This is a genomic window from Candidatus Thiothrix phosphatis (assembly GCF_035668035.1).
GTDB lineage: Bacteria > Pseudomonadota > Gammaproteobacteria > Thiotrichales > Thiotrichaceae > Thiothrix > Thiothrix phosphatis.
This window is the reverse complement of record NZ_JAYMYJ010000094.1, coordinates 16,119-33,203: the sequence shown is the minus strand read 5'-3', so window position 1 is coordinate 33,203 and position 17,085 is coordinate 16,119. Positions and strand designations below refer to the sequence as shown.

Annotated in this window: 13 protein-coding genes; 7 read left to right on the top strand and 6 right to left on the bottom strand. The window is 59.9% G+C overall.

The genetic code is table 11. The annotated features are described in order from the left end of the window. Positions 1 to 72: 72 nt before the first annotated feature. Genes VSS37_RS10020 through VSS37_RS10000 form a run of 5 tightly spaced genes read left to right on the top strand, consistent with a single transcriptional unit; the run spans position 73 to position 9,407 of the window. Positions 73 to 1,569 (top strand): complex I subunit 4 family protein, encoded by a 1,497-nt coding sequence (locus VSS37_RS10020; RefSeq protein ID WP_324694842.1) that lies wholly within the window; start codon positions 73 to 75, stop codon positions 1,567 to 1,569. Then, entirely contained in the window at positions 1,566 to 4,817 is a 3,252-nt protein-coding gene (locus VSS37_RS10015; RefSeq protein WP_324694841.1) for a putative inorganic carbon transporter subunit DabA, read from the top strand. Before VSS37_RS10020 ends, VSS37_RS10015 begins: the two co-directional genes overlap by 4 nt. Then, positions 4,810 to 6,369: a proton-conducting transporter transmembrane domain-containing protein gene (locus tag VSS37_RS10010; RefSeq protein WP_324694838.1), complete on the top strand. Its 1,560-nt coding sequence runs from the start codon at positions 4,810 to 4,812 to the stop codon at positions 6,367 to 6,369. Before VSS37_RS10015 ends, VSS37_RS10010 begins: the two co-directional genes overlap by 8 nt. Before the next feature lie 9 nt (positions 6,370 to 6,378). Then, a complete protein-coding gene (locus VSS37_RS10005) occupies positions 6,379 to 7,914 on the top strand; it encodes a complex I subunit 4 family protein (RefSeq protein ID WP_324694837.1) in 1,536 nt (511 codons plus the stop codon). Beyond that, positions 7,914 to 9,407 (top strand): complex I subunit 4 family protein, encoded by a 1,494-nt coding sequence (locus VSS37_RS10000; protein WP_324694836.1) that lies wholly within the window; start codon positions 7,914 to 7,916, stop codon positions 9,405 to 9,407. The genes VSS37_RS10005 and VSS37_RS10000 overlap by 1 nt, the downstream gene beginning before the upstream one ends. Here the strand turns inward: VSS37_RS10000 and VSS37_RS09995 are convergent. After that, positions 9,399 to 9,914 (bottom strand): Lcl C-terminal domain-containing protein, encoded by a 516-nt coding sequence (locus VSS37_RS09995; protein ID WP_324694834.1) that lies wholly within the window; start codon positions 9,912 to 9,914, stop codon positions 9,399 to 9,401. The two genes, VSS37_RS10000 and VSS37_RS09995, sit on opposite strands and share 9 nt — an antisense overlap. Before the next feature lie 475 nt (positions 9,915 to 10,389). Between VSS37_RS09995 and bioD the strand changes: the two genes are divergently transcribed. Then, entirely contained in the window at positions 10,390 to 11,073 is a 684-nt protein-coding gene (bioD, locus tag VSS37_RS09990; protein ID WP_324694832.1) for a dethiobiotin synthase, read from the top strand. Here bioD and VSS37_RS09985 read toward each other — a convergent pair. The 3 genes from VSS37_RS09985 to VSS37_RS09975 are packed head-to-tail and all read right to left on the bottom strand — an operon-like array spanning position 11,070 to position 14,454. Further along, a complete protein-coding gene (locus tag VSS37_RS09985; protein ID WP_324694831.1) occupies positions 11,070 to 12,206 on the bottom strand; it encodes a PilT/PilU family type 4a pilus ATPase in 1,137 nt (378 codons plus the stop codon). The genes bioD and VSS37_RS09985 overlap by 4 nt on opposite strands. Beyond that, positions 12,206 to 13,360 carry a PilT/PilU family type 4a pilus ATPase gene (locus VSS37_RS09980; protein ID WP_324694829.1) on the bottom strand — a complete coding sequence of 385 codons (1,155 nt, stop codon included), beginning with the start codon at positions 13,358 to 13,360 and terminating at the stop codon, positions 12,206 to 12,208. The genes VSS37_RS09985 and VSS37_RS09980 overlap by 1 nt, the downstream gene beginning before the upstream one ends. 59 nt (positions 13,361 to 13,419) lie before the next feature. Next, complete coding sequence (locus VSS37_RS09975) at positions 13,420 to 14,454, bottom strand: type IV pilus twitching motility protein PilT (protein WP_324694827.1); 1,035 nt, start codon at positions 14,452 to 14,454, stop codon at positions 13,420 to 13,422. A 58-nt stretch (positions 14,455 to 14,512) separates the two neighbouring features. Here VSS37_RS09975 and VSS37_RS09970 point away from each other — a divergent pair, with 58 nt between their 5' ends. Continuing rightward, on the top strand, positions 14,513 to 15,193 hold the full coding sequence (locus VSS37_RS09970; protein WP_324694825.1) for a YggS family pyridoxal phosphate-dependent enzyme: 681 nt from the start codon (positions 14,513 to 14,515) through the stop codon (positions 15,191 to 15,193). A 24-nt stretch (positions 15,194 to 15,217) separates the two neighbouring features. Here VSS37_RS09970 and VSS37_RS09965 read toward each other — a convergent pair whose 3' ends face one another. Together VSS37_RS09965 and VSS37_RS09960 are read right to left on the bottom strand one after the other, a co-directional pair. Next, positions 15,218 to 16,276 (bottom strand): ABC transporter substrate-binding protein, encoded by a 1,059-nt coding sequence (locus VSS37_RS09965; RefSeq protein ID WP_324694824.1) that lies wholly within the window; start codon positions 16,274 to 16,276, stop codon positions 15,218 to 15,220. A 35-nt stretch (positions 16,277 to 16,311) separates the two neighbouring features. Next, complete coding sequence (locus tag VSS37_RS09960) at positions 16,312 to 16,905, bottom strand: YcjF family protein (RefSeq protein WP_324694823.1); 594 nt, start codon at positions 16,903 to 16,905, stop codon at positions 16,312 to 16,314. Positions 16,906 to 17,085: the final 180 nt, after the last annotated feature.

The following is a 17,085-nucleotide window of genomic DNA, read 5'->3' as shown; positions in this document are numbered from 1 at the left end:
TGGTATCCACCCACAAACATTGTATTATCCTGCAACAAACTTTCCTCCCAATCATCATCTGTCAGGGGAACCATGGATCCTTTAACCTTGTTGCTGCTCCTGCCGGTGGCGGGCGCGGTGCTTGTGGCTCTGTTGCCTGACGGCAGGCCGCTGCTGATCCGTTATGCGGCGATCACAGCGGCGGCGCTGACGCTGGCGTATGCGGCGTTCCTGACCACGCGCTTTTCATTTGCCGAGGCAGGCGTCCAGTTCTATATCCAGCATGTCTGGAACAGCCAGTTGGGGACTTCCTTCGCCCTGGGGATTGACGGCTTGTCCTTCCCCCTGGTGCTGCTCACCGCCGTGCTGGTGCTGATGGCGTTGCTGGCCTCGCACATGGTGACGCACCATATCAAGGGCTATTACCTGCTGATGCTGCTGCTGGAAAGCGCGACCATGGGGGTCTTCGTGGCGCAGGACTGGGGGCTGTTCTACGTTTTCTGGGAACTGGTGCTGATCCCGCTGTTTTTCCTGATCGACCGCTGGGGCGGCAAAAACCGCCAGACCGCCGCGCTGAATTTCGTGCTGTACACCATGGGCGGCTCCATTTTCATGCTGCTGGCATTGCTGGTGCTGTTTGACGCCACCCCCGCCCACGCTTTCAACTTTACCGCCATGGCAGAAGGGGCGCGGCATATCGGCCATGCCGAGCAACTGCTGATCTTCGCCGGGCTGCTGGTCGGTTTCGGGGTGAAAATGCCGCTCTTTCCCCTGCATGGTTGGTTGCCGCTGGCGCATGTGGAGGCACCCAGCCCGGTCAGCATCCTGTTGTCCGGCATCTTGCTGAAAATGGGCTCCTACGGCCTGCTGCGGGCGATCAGCATCCTGCCGGAAGCGGCGCAGGCGCTACAGGGGACGCTGTTTGCGCTGGGCGTGACCGGCCTGCTGTACGGCGGCCTGCTGGCATGGCGGCAGAGCGACATGAAAAAAATGATCGCCTATTCCTCCGTCAGCCACATGGGGGTGGTGCTGATCGGCATTTCCACCCTGAACCTGTACGGCATGACTGGCGCGCTCTACCAAATGGTGGCGCACGGTCTGGTGGCGGGGGCAACCTTCATGCTGATCGGCCTGCTGTACGAGCGCACCCATACCCGCGACATCAATGATTACGGCTCGCTGATCAAGGTCACGCCACGTTTCGCCTTCCTCATCATCCTGGCGTTTGTCGGCGGGGTGGGGCTGCCGGGCACGGCGGGTTTTGTGGCGGAACTGCATGTGCTGATCGGCGGCTTCAACGCCTGGGGCTGGGCCATCGTGCTGCTGTCACTGGGGGTGCTGGTCAGCGCCACCTACAGCATCCGCACCGTCAAACACCTGTATACCGGCCCAATCCGGCTGGACATGCAGCAGGTGGAAGACCTGCGCCCGCTCGAAATGGCGGCGGCGGGTGGCCTGATCCTGGCCACCCTGTTGCTGGGGCTTTACCCAGCGGCGCTGCTGCACCTGATGGAAGCGTCAGTGCAGAATTTCATCCAGGCGTTCGCCCCGGATAGCGCCGCCCAACTTTCCGGAGGAATCATGCAATGAGTGACCCTGACCAGCTCCATGCCGAACAGCGCGAATGCCTGCGCCAGGCCATCGCCGGGCTGGACGCCGTCCTGCCGATACAGGCGCCGTTGCAGGATTTCGTCCATTTCAACCCGCTGATGAATTACGAACACCTGCCGTTCGCCGAAGCCCTGCGGCTGGCCCATGCGCACAGCGGCTCGCTGGGCTACCTGCCCGCCAGCGAATACCGGCGGTTTTTCCGCGCCGGGCGCATCACCCAGCATGACATTTTCACCGTGCTGGCGGACGAACCGGACAAATTCGCCGACCGCGCCCTGTACCTGACGGCGCTGGCCCATGACATCAAGGCGATCAGCTTCCAGCAGATGCGCTGGCAAGTGGAGGAAAACCACGCGCTGGAGCGCTTTCAGGCCGATGTGCCTTTCGAGCGCCGCGAACAGTTGCTGGAAGCCGCCAGACAGGACGAAGCGACCGCCATCCGCAACCTGTGGGAAACCTGCCTGGCGAAACTGGAGCTGAGTTACGACCTGCCACATCCGGAAGCCCTGCTCAACCTGCGGCTGGCCGACATCAACGAAGTCTGGGAACGCATCCGCCAGCAAGGGCAAGCGGGTCAGGAGATGGAAAACGCGGAAAGCTTCATCCAGGCCGAGAGCCGCCGCCTGCTGCACAGCCTGCTGGATCAGGTCGGCGCAACCTTGACCCTGCGCGGCCTGCTGCTGAAGCTCACCAACACCGATGTCATGGAGCAGATGCTGCCGCTGCTGGAGCGTTATCTGGCCAGCTGGCTGGATCAGGGCGTCGCTGCGCTGCATCCGCCGGTGATGGCGGAGAACGAGGGCTTCTACCATTACTGGCGCGAAGCCGTGCAGCACGACCCCACCCCGTGGCTGACCGGCATGGAGGACTGGAGCGATTACATCGGCTCCCTACAGGACGACCCGCTGGAAACCATCCACCAGGAAATGATCCGCATCGGCATCGACAAACAGCACTGGGGCGGCTACCTGCAAGCGCTGGCGCTGGAACTGCCGGGCTGGTCGGGCATGTTCAACTGGCGCGCGCGCAACCCGCATTACCTCAGCTTGCCGCGCCCGGCCAGCATGGAGGACTACCTCGCCGTGCGGCTGGTGCTGGAGCACCTGTTCTGCCGCCAGATCGCCAGCAGCCAGTGGCAGGTCAACGCCACCCTGCATACCATCCGTGGCTATTTCCACCACAATCAGGATGAATTCTTCGTCCGCTACCATGTGTGGAACGCCGCCTTGCCGGAATACCTGCAACAACTCGCCCTGCAATTCCTCGACAGCCTGGAAGATGTCCAGCCACAGGAATGGCGGCAGCTCGCCCACCAGATCCTCACCTGGAACCTGGCACCGGAAACCGTCATCCCGGTGGGGGCAGACATTTACCGCAAGGCTTGGCGGCTGTTCCACCTCGCCCAGCACCTCGGCATGGACGCCGCAGCTTTCGCCACCCTGGAACGTGCGCAAATCGACCGCCAGTTGGCGATCCTGCAAGAACTCGACGACCCCAACACCAGCGGCTACCTGTGGCTGCGGGCGTATGAACACCATTATCAGGAAGCCATCTTCAGCGCCCTGCTGAACCGCCACGCCGACAGCGACACCCGCGCCCTGTCCGCGCCCCCGGCGGCGCAACTGATCTTCTGCATGGACGACCGCGAGGAAAGCATCCGCCGCCACCTGGAAGAGCTCGCCCCCAAACTTGAAACTTTCGGCGCGGCAGGCGTGTTCGGCCTGCCCAGCAACTGGTGGGCGTTGGATGCCGACCAGCCGCTCAAGCTGGCCCAGCCGGTGGTGACCGCCGTGCATGAATTCCGCGAAACACCCGCTGATGGCCAGCAGCAGCGGATGGCTGCGCACCAGCGGCGACAGCGCCGCCTGCGTTGGCTGCAACGCCTGAAAAACCACCAGATGCGCCACAGCGTGATTGGCGCGGCGCTCGCCCTGCCGCTGCTGGCCCCTTTCGGCCTGCTGGAAATGGCCGGTCGCAGTCTGGCCCCTTCGGCCTATCAGCGCTTCCTCACCAGAATGCGCCGCACGTTCAACACGCCGCCCCAAACCCGCGTGGCTTACACCGCCGCCGAAGTCCTGCCGCATCCTGACAAGGAACACAACCAGCTTGGCCTGAGTCTGGAAGAAAAAGTCGCCAAGGTCGCCGCCTTCCTCAAACTGACCGGGTTTACCGGCGGCTTTGCGCCCCTGGTCGTGCTGATGGCGCACCGTTCCCACCACATCAACAACCCGCACATCCTCGGCTACGGCTGCGGAGCGTGCAGCGGCCGGTTCGGCGGGCCGAATGCGCGCGCGTTCGCGGGCAGCGCCAATGAGCAGGAAGTGCGCGCCCAACTGGCGGCGCAGCACGGCATCTACATTCCGGACGGCTGCTGGTTCATCGCCAGTGAACATGACACCACCAGCGACAGCATCGACTGGTTCGACCTCGACCTGTTGCCCGCCGAACATCACACGCTGTTCCAGCGGGTGCGGGAGGCGACTGAACAGGCGGCGCGGCAATCAGCGCACGAACGCTGCCGCAAATTCGCCTCCGCCCACCGCCGCCTGACGCCCAGGCAGGCCAAACAGCATGTGGAAGGACGCGCCGCCTCCCCCGACCAGGCACGGGCAGAACTGGGGCACCAAGGTTGCGCGGTGGCCTTCATCGGGCGGCGTAGCCTGAGCAAGGATCTGTTCTGGGACCGGCGCTCGTTCCTGATTTCCTACGACCCCTACGCTGACCCGGACGGCAAGCTGTTGGAGGCGCAGTTGCAAGGCAACGGCGTGGTCGGGGTCGGCATCGCCATGGATTACTACTTTTCGCGCATGCAAAGCGGCTATTTCGGCTCTGGCAGCAAGGTCACCCACAACCTGACCGGGTTGTTCGGGGTGATGGAAGGCGGCTCCAGCGACCTGCGCACCGGCCTTGCCCAGCAAATGGTGGAACTGCACGAACCGATGCGCCTGCTGGTGGTGGCGGAAGCGGAAACCGACACGCTGGCAGCGGTTTACCAGCGGCATGATTACCTGCGCCGCTTGCTGGACAATGGTTGGGTGCTGCTGGCAGCGAAGCCGCCAGACCGTAACGAAATCCATCTGTTCCAGCCTGGCCGGGGGTTCGTGCAATGGCGCGGTGCCGTGAACCCGTTGCCGTTGGCGGCGCGGTCACTCGATTGGTACGGCGGGCACCATGACCATTTGCCGCCCGCCTGGATTACGCCTGCGCCGGAGGTGAACCATGCCTGACCTGCTCCTGTTGCTGATTCCTGGCTTACCGCTGCTGGCAGCCGTTGTCATTGCCCTGCTGACACTGGCCGGGGTTATCCGGGGCGATGACGGCGAACGTTTCACCGCCCGCCTGTCACTGGCGGCGCTGCTCCTCAGCCTGGCGCTGACGCTGGCGGCGGACGCCAATTACCTGCTCCAGCACGCCGCCGCCCGGCATGTCATCCTGTTGCCCTGGCTGCAAAGCGGCGCGTACAGCGCCAACCTCAGCCTGACCCTCGATGCCTTGAGCCTGAGCATGGCCACGCTGGTGGGCGTGATCTGCCTGCTGGTGACGCGGTTTTCGGTCAACTACCTGCACCGGGAAAGCGGATTCCAGCGCTTTTTCCTGGTGCTGATGCTGTTCACCACGGCGATGCAGCTGATTGCGCTGGCGGGCAGCGCGATGCTGACGTTTACGGGTTGGGAATTGGCGGGGGTCAGCTCTTACCTGCTGATCAGTTACAACTGGCGCAACCGCACGGCGACCCTCAACGCCACCCGTGCCTTCGTCACCAACCGGATCGGCGACGCAGGCTTCCTGCTGGGCATGTTCATGGCCTTCACCCTGTTCCACAACACCGAATGGGATGTGATCCTGGCCCCGCAACCGCTGGCTTCCAGCCTGCTGGTCGGGGTGATGGCGATGGGCTTTATGGCGGCGGCGCTGGTGAAATCGGCGCAATTCCCGTTTTCCGCCTGGATCACGCGCGCACTGGAAGGGCCGACCCCCTCCAGCGCGGTGTTCTATGGCTCCATCATGGCGCATGCGGGCGTTTACCTGTTGCTGCGCATCCATCCCTTGCTGGAGCAAGCCCCAGTCCTGCAATACCTGCTGGTGGCGGCGGGGTCGCTGACCATTGTGTACGGCTGGCTGGGCGGGATGGCGCAAACCGACATCAAGACCTCGCTGATGTTTTCCACCCTGGCGCAAACCGGCCTGATGCTGCTGGAAATCGCCCTGGGCTGGTATGCGCTGGCGTTGGCCCATTTGCTGCTGCACGCCGTGTGGCGCGCTTACCAGTTCCTGTTTTCCCCTTCGTTCGCCGTACAGGTCGGCTGGCGTGCCGCCCCCGCCGCCCCCGGCTGGCTGCGCCAACAGCGCTGGCTGCATAACGCAGCCCTGCAACGTTTCTGGCTAGACCCGCTCGCCGACTGGTTGCTGGTGAAGCCGACCATGGCGCTGTCACAGGAAGCGCATGTGTTCGACGGGCAAATCCTGGACAAACTCAGCGGCACGCCTTCCCACCACAGCGACATCGCCACCTTGGCGGATATGCAGGCCCTGCAACAAGGCAGGCTGCGGCTGGAAAGCTCAATCGGGCGCGGTTCCGGCCTGCTGGGCAAGCTGATGCAGTGGGTCGCGGAACAGTTGGAATGGTTGGAAGAGCGCCTGTTGCTGCAACAAAAAGGCGGCAGGGCCGCCGCTGTGTTGGGCTTGCTTGGCCGTTATCTGGACAGGATCGAGCGCTTGTTGAACCAGCCCCGTTACCTGGTATTGCTGGTGGTGGTTACCCTGGTGGTGATTTTTTAGGAGTCCGACATGACATTCAGCGAAATTCCGGCAAGCTCGCCCCTGCTGGGGGTCTTGCAACTGCTGCCGTTGCTGACCGGGCTGGTGCTGATCCGGGTGCGCGGGGAAGCGGCTGTCGCACTGGCCAGCATCGTTTCGCTGGCGCAGCTGTTCCTGACCGTGAACCTGTACCTGCAATTCGACCTCCACCAGCCTGCCGGGGTGATGCAGTTCGCGGAAAGCTTTCCACTGTTGGGGGCTTTCCATTACCACGCGGCGGTGGATGGCGTCAGCGTCATGTTCGTGCTGCTGACGGTGGTGATCAACCTGCTGAACGTGGCCTTCACCCTGGTGCGGCGGTTGCACCAAACCTCGTTGCTGGCGGTGATGATGGTCACCCAGTCGGTCATTATCAGCATGTTCGTCACGGTGGATCTGCTGTGGTTCACTATCATGTCGCTGCTGGAAACCTTGTTGGTCGGCTACATGATCAAGTGCTGGCCCACCTCCCACGATGTGCAGCCGACGCTGGCGCGTTACCTGCAATTCATGGCGGTGGGGCTGGGGCTGACCTTGTTTGGCACGCTGCTGCTGGGCTGGAACTACGCGGATGCGCACGGCGGGCAATGGAGCTTCAGCCTCTATGAGCTGGCCGAAATGGGTTTCGGGCAACACAGCACGGTGGCGACCCTGGTGTTTTTCTCGCTGTTTTACGGGCTGGGGATACGCACGCCGTTGTTTCCGTTGCATGGCTGGCTGCCGAGTTTCATGCAGCATGGCAATGTCGCATCGGCACCGATCTACCTGCTGGGGCTGAAAGTGGGCGTTTACGGCCTGTTGCGGTTCGTGTTCCCGATCGTGCCGCATGCGGTGTGGGAATGGCATACGATCGCCACCATCTTCGCCGCCACAGGGGTGTTTTACGCCGCATTCCTGGCGATGCGCCAACAAACTTTGCGGGAGCTGCTGGCGTTCGCGGTGATCAGCCACACCGGCATCCTCACCATCGGCCTGTTCAGCCTGCATGCCATGGCCTTGCAAGGCGCTGTCCTGCTGGCGCTGAATTTCGGGCTGGCGATCACCGGCCTGCTGCTGATGACCGGCATGGTGTGGCAGCGCACCCGCACCACCCGCCTGAGCAAGCTGGGCGGCCTGCTGGATTACATCCCCATCGTGGGGCTGGCGTTTCTGGTGGCGGGCTTGGCGATTGTGGGCATGCCGGGGACGCCAGGGTTCGATGCGGTGCATTTTGTGCTGGAAGGCTCCATCAAGCGTTTCGGCGCGCTCGTCACGGTGGCGGCGGCGCTGGGCAACCTGGTGGCGGCGGGCTTCCTGTTGCGGGCGTTCCAACGGGCGTTCCTGGCGGAGCCGGGCATGGACACCAGCCGCTGGGACAAAAACCCCGCATACCCGGCGGAACAGGTGATGGCGGTCATCGTTATCCTGGTCACGGTGGTGGTGGGCTTCTATTCCGCGCCCTGGATTGAACTGATCCGTGAGCCGGTCAATGGCCTGAGCGGGTTGTTTGCGGAATATGCCGGGGACGTTGACGGAGGAGGCCACTGATGAGCAACCTGACTGGCATGGACTTCCCATGGTTGAGCCTGCTGCTGTTGATGCTGCCGCTGGGCGCGGTGCTGACGGCGTTGTTTCCGGGCAAGGAGGCGCGCTGGGCGGCGTTGACGACCGCCATCCTGGCGCTGGCGCTGGCGCTGGTGGTGACGGTCGGCTTCAATCCGCGCGACCCCGGTTTCCAGTTTGTGGAGACGACACCCTGGATGCCGGATCTGGGCGTCGCCTACCGGCTGGGGATCGATGGCCTGTCGGTGCTGTTCCTGCCGTTCACCGCCTTGCTGTTCATCGGCGTGATCCTGGCGTCGTGGAATGCGATCCGCACCTTGCCGCGCCTGTATTTCGCGCTGCTGCTGGTGCTGGAATGCGCCATGATGGGCATCTTCACCGCGCTGGACACCATCCTGTTCTTCCTGTTCTGGGAGCTGACCCTGGCGCCGCTGTTTTTCCTCATCAGCCTGTGGGGCAGCGGGGCCAACCGGCGTTACGCCGGGGTGAAATACAGCCTGTTCATGCTGGCGGGCGGGTTGCCATTGCTGGTCGGGTTTGTGGTGCTGGCGATCCACCATCCAGGCGGGCTAAGTTTTTCCTACGTTGAGCTGTTGCAGGATAGCCGGGACTACGGTGTGCAGGTGACGGTGTTTTTCCTGCTGCTGGTAGGTTTCGGGGTGAAAACGCCCCTGTTCCCGCTGCATACCTGGCTGCCGGTGGTGGCCCAGGAAGGCCCGGCGACAACGGCGGCGCTCCTGACCGGCCTGAAAGTCGGCGCTTATGGCTTGCTGCGTTTCGCCCTGCCGCTGGCACCGGAGGCGGCACAAGATTTCCGCTGGGTGCTGGTGGGGCTGGGCATGATCGGCGTGCTGTATGGCGCGGTGACGGCCCTGAGCCAGACCAGCTTGCGGCGGATGCTGGCGTTTTCCTCCCTCAGCCACGTCGGGCTGGTGGTGCTGGGGATTGCGGCGTTGAGCCAGCAGGGAATCCAGGGCGCGGTGTTCCAGTTGCTGAATTTCACACTGGTGGCGGGGGGGCTGTTCCTGATCACTGGCTTCCTGCACCAGCGCATCGGCTCGACTGAAATCCTCAGCTTGGGCGGGGTGGCGAAGTCCATGCCATTGCTGGCGGCGCTGTTCTTTTTCCTGGGGCTGGCGAGTATCGGCATGCCCACCACCAGCGGTTTCCCGGCGGAATTCCTGCTGATTGTCAGTGTGCTGGAAACCCATACCGGCGCAGGGCTGGTGGTGCTGTTCGTGGTGATTTTGAGCGCGGCGTATTTCCTCAGTTTCTACCGCAAGGCGTTTCTCGGCGAGGCGCGCCACGACATTATCCGTGACGCCCCTGACCTGAAGCGGCGGGAAATGGGCATCCTGCTGCTGATCGTGATACTGGTGCTGGCGTTCGGCTTCTATCCGCAGGGGATACTGGATATGACCGAAACCAGCAGCCAGTATTGGGTAAGCCTGATGCAGCCGGTGAAAGCGTCACCGTGAATTGCGCACCAGACGGACATACTTGCCGCCAACTTTGAGGTTCTGAAACGCACGGCCCTTGCTGAAATCCAGGCTCCAGGCCAGCGGGTCGGCTTGGTTGCCTGACCACAAACCTGCGGCGGGGGTGCGGGGGAACACCTGTAAGTTGACGCTCGGCTCCTGGCAGCTGGTTTCCACAATGCTTTCCAATTCATCAAGCGTCGGCAAACGCCAGTCGGAATAACCGGCAAACCTGCCGGTGTTGGCGTGCTGCGCATAGCTGGCGGCCAATTCCCAAGGTGCCAAGCTAGGATGGCCAAAACAATTGCCGCCTTCCTGCCCTTCCAGGCATTTTTTCCACATTAATCCAGTGTGGGTATCCGTCACGACGCCATTTGCATGATCGACGAAACGCTGGGATGGGGTCGTTAGCGCCAGATTGATATTACAGTTTTGCGCCATAGCCCAATCAGCGCAGACGAGCAGGCCACTGCTCAGGGTGAGAGCGAAAAACACCTTCTTTTTCATAGTTTTTACCACGCAAGTCATTGCAAGATTTTTTTGCCGGTTTTGACGAAAAACCAGACTTTTTTAGCTGTCAGTTTCTGAGACGCATCATCAATCAACCAGGTTCATCTTATATTAAATTAATTTATCATAATATCTGTATGCTGGAAGTAACACGAATACGTTACGCCCAAGCAGGTAAACTGCCGTATTTGCCCCCACTATTCCGCCATTTATTGAGATCCTTTGCAAAATCAATCACTGACAAGCAACCCAATTGACAGCACAGTCTTGGCTCGAAACAGCAGGCGCGGGAAGAATGCAGATAGAAATGACAAGTGCAAACCCCTTCAAATGGTCATTTATCATTCACTTTCAACTCAAAGTTAAATATAATTCAATACTTTTTAATTGATTTTTCTTCGTCATGCTTTGCATGATGTAATGATTATCATCAGCCATAATAAAGTATCAAAAGGTAACAAAGGAAATTCCCATGGGTATGATCATTTCCACACTTGCGCATTGGCTTGAGCATTCCGGAATCGGCAATGCGCAAGGCGTATTCGTTACAGGAACGGATACTGGCGTGGGCAAAACCCGGATCGGCGTCCAATTGATCCAAATCCTGCGCGTGTTGGGACGTGAGGTCATCCCGCGCAAGCCAGTGGAATCAGGCTGGGCGGAAGACATCAGCCAAACGGACGCGTGGCAACTGGCCAACGCTGCCGGATTGCCGGTAGGCGTCAGCGGCTCGATACCGGTGCTCGACAGCGTGTGCCCAAACCATTTTAAGGCAGCCCTTTCCCCACCCCGAGCCGCAGCCCTAGAGGGCAAAACCCTGAAAATGCTGGATATAGCCGCAACTTGTCCGATCAAACTGAAAGACAACCAATACCTGTATGTGGAAGGCGCTGGTGGTTTCTATTCCCCCATCACGCATGACGGGCTCAACGCAGATTTGGCGCAAACCCTAGGGTTGCCCGTCGTGGTGGTGGCGGAAGACAAACTGGGCTGCCTCAACCACACGCTGCTGGTGGCTGACGCCGTCAGGCAGAAAGGGCTGCGGCTGGCTGGGGTCATCCTCAACACACGCCATCCTACGCCGGAGGGAATGGACAATCTCAGCGACCTGCGCGCCCACCTGAATGCACCCACCCTGAGGTACCCTTTCCACTAGGCGACTTCGGGCAAAGCGGTGGCAGAAACAGCGCTGGCGTTTTGTTCGCTGGAGCCGAAATTGATCTGCCATTCGAGGTCGTTGCGTGACCCGGCATATTCCAGCGCCACCTGCTTGCTGACATGCCCATTGGTGTAAAGCTTGTAAAGCGCCTGATCGAAGGTCTGCATGCCATCAGAAGTCCCTTTGGCGATAATGTCTTTTAGCTCGCCGAACTGCCCTTTGCGGATCAGCTCCGTCACGTAAGGGGTGTTGATCAGGACTTCAGCCGCCAGATGCAGGCCATCCTCCTCATCAGGAATCAGCCGCTGGGCAACAATACCGCGCAGGTTCAATGACAAATCCATCAGCACCCGTCCCTTGTTCTCATTGGGGAACAGATACAGGATGCGCTCCAGCGCCTGGATGACATTGGTGGCGTGCAGGGTGGACAGCACCAGATGGCCGGTGTCGGCGAAACCCAGCACCGCCTCCATGGTTTCGGTGTCGCGCACCTCCCCAATCATGATCATGTCAGGCGCTTCACGCATGGCCTCCCGCATGGCGTTGGCGTAACTCAGGGTGTCAAACCCGACCTCGCGCTGGCCGATGATGGATTGCCCATGCCGGAACATGTATTCAATCGGGTCTTCAATGGTCAGGATATGCCCGCAATGGCGTTCGTTGCGATACTGGATCAGCGAAGCCATCGAGGTGGATTTGCCGGAGCCGGTGGAGCCAACAAACAGCAGTAACCCTTCCTTGCTGGACACCAGTTTTTTCAACACTTCCGGCAGCTTGAGCTCTTCTGGTGAACGGATATCGGAGCGGATGTGGCGGATGACCATGGACACCTCGCCGCGCTGGAAATAGAAATTCATCCGGAAACGGCCAATCCCCTGCAACGAAAACCCCTTGTTGAGCTCACGGTCGGCAAAGAAGGATTCGATTTCCGTTGCGGAGAGGATTTCCTCCGCCAATTGACGGATATTGCCCGGCTTCATCGGCTCACGGCTGATCCGTTTCAGCTTGCCCCGGATCTTGATGGCGGCGTGTGCCCCGGTCGTCAGATACAAGTCGGAGGCATGTTGTTTGACCATCATGTGCAGCAGCGGCGTGATGCGCAGGTCGGCTTCGGTGATTGTCACAGTCATCAGCGCCCAGTCTCCATTGGTTCAATCGCCATATTGTCCAGCCCCTTGAAGAAATCGTTTTCTTTGGCGAAACGGCTCTCCAGTTTGAGGCGCAAGCGCAGGTCATTTTGCGAGTCGGCATGGCGCAAGCCTTCCTGCACCGTGATCTGGCGAGTCTCGATCAAATCGAACAAGGCCTGGTCGAACGTCCGCATGCCCTGTTCGCGCGACTTGGAAGTCAGCACCTTCATGCCCGGCACATCCCCCTTGAGGATCAGGTCGGCCATCAGCGGCGTGTTGATCATCACTTCCACCGCAGGCAGACGCCCGTCCCCTTTGGCCTTTCGCACCAGCCGCTGGGACACCACCGCTTTCAGGTTCAGCGACAAATCCATCAACAACTGGGGACGGCGTTCTTCCGGGAAAAAGTTGATGATGCGGTCGAGCGCCTGGTTGGAGCTGTTGGCGTGCAAGGTGGAAAGGCACAGATGGCCAGTTTCGGCATAGGCGACGGCGTAATCCATGGTTTCGCGGTCACGGATTTCCCCCAGCAGGATCACGTCGGGCGCCTGCCGCAAGGTATTTTTCATGGCGACATCGTAACTGGACGTGTCCACGCCGATTTCACGCTGGGTGATCAGGCAGCCCTTGTGCTGGTGGACGAATTCGATCGGGTCTTCGATCGTGACGATATGGCCTTTTGAATTGTCGTTCCGATAATCGAGCATCGACGCCAGCGTGGTGGATTTGCCGGAGCCGGTCGCGCCCACCATGATCACCAGCCCGCGCTTGGTCATGACGATGTCGCGCAACACCGGCGGCAGCCCCAAATCCTTGAGGCCAGGAATGTGGCTGGGGATATGGCGCAGCACCATGCCGGAACAGCCACGCTGGGTGAAGGCGTTGACACGGAAACGCGCCTTGCCCGGCAGGCTGATGGAAAAGTTGCATTCCATCTCCTCCTCAAACTGCTTGAGCTGACGGTCATTCATGATGGCGCGCACCAGCATGCGGGCGCTCTGTTCATTGAGCGGCTGCCCTGCCAGCGGCGTCAGTTCGCTGTTGATCTTGGCGGAAGGGGCCGCATCCGCCGTGATATACAGGTCGGATGCATTCTTTTCCAGCATGGCGGCCAGCAGTTTGTGCACGTAGCTGACGGCGGAATCACGATCCATGGTTAGCTCCTGTCATTCCCTTCCACCCTTGCGGGGGGAGGGCTGGGGATGGGGGGTTATCATATGGCGTCAGGGTTATCGGCCTTGCGGCGGGCGGTTTCACGGTCCACCTGCCCCTTCATCACCAGGTTTTTCAGCGACTGGTCGAGGGTCTGCATGCCATCCCCCTGCCCGGTCTGGATGGAGGAACGCATTTGCGCAATCTTGTTTTCGCGGATCAGGTTGCGGATGGCGCGGGTGCCGATGAGGATTTCGTGCGCCGCCACCCGGCCACCGCCCTTCTTCTTCAGCAGGGTCTGGGAAATGACGGCTTGCAGGGATTCGGACAGCATCGCCCGCACCATTTCCTTTTCCGCCGCCGGGAACACGTCGACGATACGGTCGATGGTCTTGGGCGCGGAGGTGGTGTGCAGGGTGCCGAACACCAGATGGCCGGTTTCCGCTGCGGTCAACGCCAGCCGGATGGTTTCCAGGTCACGCATTTCCCCCACCAGGATGGTGTCCGGGTCTTCACGCAGGGCGGAGCGCAAGGCCGCCTCAAACCCTCGGGTGTCACGGTGGACTTCACGCTGGTTGACCAGGCTTTTCTTGCTTTCGTGGACGAATTCGATCGGGTCTTCGATGGTGAGGATATGCCCGTAATCGGTGTCGTTCTTATAGTCGATCATCGCCGCCAACGTGGTCGACTTGCCGGAGCCGGTCGGCCCGGTCACCAGCACCAGCCCGCGCGGATTTTCGGAAATCTTGCGGAAAATGGGCGGCGCATTCAACTGATCCAGTGTCAGCACCTTGCTGGGGATGGTGCGGAACACCGCGCCCGCGCCCCGGTTCTGGTTGAAGGCATTCACACGGAAACGCGCCACGCCGGGAATTTCAAACGAAAAATCGCATTCCCAATATTCCTCATAGGATTTGCGCTGATGGTCGTTCATGATGTCGTAGACCAGCGCATGCACCTGTTTGTGGTCCAGCACCGGCAGGTTGATCTTGCGCATTTCACCATCGACACGGATCATGGGTGGCATCCCGCCCGACAGATGCAGGTCGGAAGCATTATTCTTGACGCCAAAGGCAAGCAGTTGGGTAATGTCCATTTTTGTTATTATGCAGTGACAGCTGTTATTTAAATTAAGGGAAAAAGTAACACAAGCCATGACGATCCGTGACAATCTCCAGACAATCGGCGAGCGCATCCGGGCCGCAGAACAACGGTTCGGGCGCGTGTCCGGCAGTGTGCGCCTGCTGGCAGTCAGCAAGAAACATCCCGCCGCCGCCATCCGGGAAGCACTGGCTGGCGGCCACACCCTGTTCGGCGAAAGCTACGCCCAGGAACTGGCGGAAAAAGCCGCCGAACTGGTGGGCAACGGCATCGAATGGCATTTCATCGGCCCGATCCAGTCCAACAAAACCCACCTGATCGCCACCACCGCCCGCTGGGTGCATTCACTCGACCGCCTCAAGGTCGCCCAACGCCTCAGCGGGCAAAAACCTGCCGACGCACCCGACATCAATGTCTGCCTGCAAGTAAACATCAGCGCGGAAGCCAGCAAGTCCGGCGTGCTGCCCAACGCCTTGCCGGAATTGGCGGCGCAGGTCATGGGGTTGCCCGGCCTGAAGCTGCGTGGGCTGATGGCAATCCCCGCCCCCGGTGGCGATTTCGACCATCAGCGCGCGGCATTTGCCCAGGTGCGGGCATTGCAGGAAAACTTGGTTGCACAGGGATTCGCCCTGGACACGCTGTCAATGGGCATGACTGACGATATGGAGGCGGCAATAGCGGAAGGTGCCACACTGGTGCGGATCGGCACGGCGATTTTCGGCCAGCGGGAATAAGCCGCACCGCCGAACTCCGGGCTTTTATTCGTCCGCTTTCAATTTATTCCAATACAACTGGTAAAGGTCAAACGCCTCACGCCCGACATCCATCCGAAATTCCGTACTGGATGGCAGCCCAGCGGGGGGGAAAATCACCGGGTTGTTGCGCAAGCTTGCATCCAGCAATGACTTGCCTTTCAGGTTGGCCGTGGCGTAGCCAAGATCCTTGACGCACCGCGCCGCCACCTCCGGGCGCATCATGTAATTGATGAACTTATGGGCATTGTCCACATTGTCAGCCCGCGCCGGGATGACAAAACTGTCGATCCAGAAACTGGCCCCATCCGCCGGGTAGATATACTGGAATGCAGGATTTTTTTCCTGGAGCACCGCCATCTCGCCGTTCCAGGTAATCCCCAGCTCAACCTTGTCGGACAGGAAATCCGGGCGTGGGTCGCTGGTGATGACTTTGACGTTCGGCATCAGCTTATGCAACTTATCATAAGCATCCTTAATTTCTTCCGGGTCAGTGGTGTTGATGGAATGCCCCGTCACCTTCAGCGCTATCGCAAACACCTCCCCCATATCGTCGGTCAGCAACAGCTTGCCGCGCCATTGGTTGTCCCATAAATCTTCCCATTTCTTGATCGTTGACACCTTCACTTTAGCCGTGTTGACGCCGATGCCCGTACTGCCCCACAGATAAGGGATGCTGAATTTATTTTCAGGATCATAAGACCGGTTCAGCAAATCCGGATCCAGGTATTTGAGATTGTCCAGTTTGTCTTTCTGCAACGGTTGCAACAAACCTTCGTCACCCATCCTGCCCACGAGATTGACGGACGGGACCAAAACATCGTACCCCCGCCCTTTCAACAACTTCAGGCGGGCGTACATGACCTCATTATTATCGAAGGTGGAGTACTGGACCTTGACCCCGGTTTCACGGGTGAAATCCTCCAACACACCATCGGGGATATAATTTTCCCAGTTGTAAACGATGACTTTTTCCACCACCGTCGGGTCATCCTCCCCAAAGGCGGGGCTAATGGCGACAGCAACACCGGCAATCAGGCCGACAACAAAAACTTTGGGCAACATTTCAGTCCTGCATGCTCGTGCACAAGCGGTTGGCCTTAAGGGGGCGTATGGGTATCGGCAGTTTCCCCCGCCGCCTTGCCAGCAGCAGGCCCTTTGACTTCTTCACGAATGTCCCGCACCAGTGCTTTACCCTTGTCAAATTCACGCTTGAAAAAAGCCTGTGCCTTGGAAGCGTCAAAATTACCGATGGTGCCGCCCGCCTCAAAATGCATGATGAAGGTTTGCCCCACTGCATACGTGACGGCCCCCGCGCTGACACTCAAACTGGCGCTGCCGAGCAAGGTGCCAACGCCTGGAATCAATTTGGCGAAGCTGCTCAAACCGACCACCCCCAGCACCGGCAACGACCCGCCAATCAACGAGGTGACCAAGGAACGGCTGTCCGTGTCGTCGAACGGCAAGTCATAGTGCTCGCTCAAACTGCGCAACATGTTTATTTGCGCGGTGACCAATGCAGCGATGTCGAAGAGCGGGACAGGCACCAACCCCAGTGCCATACTGGCGATAATGTGGTTCTTGACGATATTATTGGCACCGATATTCCTTGCTTCAGCATCCGCCTGGGCTATTTCATCCTCAGCTTCAACATCCCCCTGAACAGTTGGCTCCAGCTTGTTTTCATCCGTCATCGGCCACCTTCCCTTATGTCCGTTAGATAACTCGCCCGCGATTCTAGCACGTTTGTTAATCACTAATTTCCCTTAACCAAGGACTTAACAAAACTTAACAATTCAGCCCCGTCATTTGACAGCTGTCGGCTTGACTTAATTTTTAACAGGCATCGATAATGATCCAACTGAACCAATTCA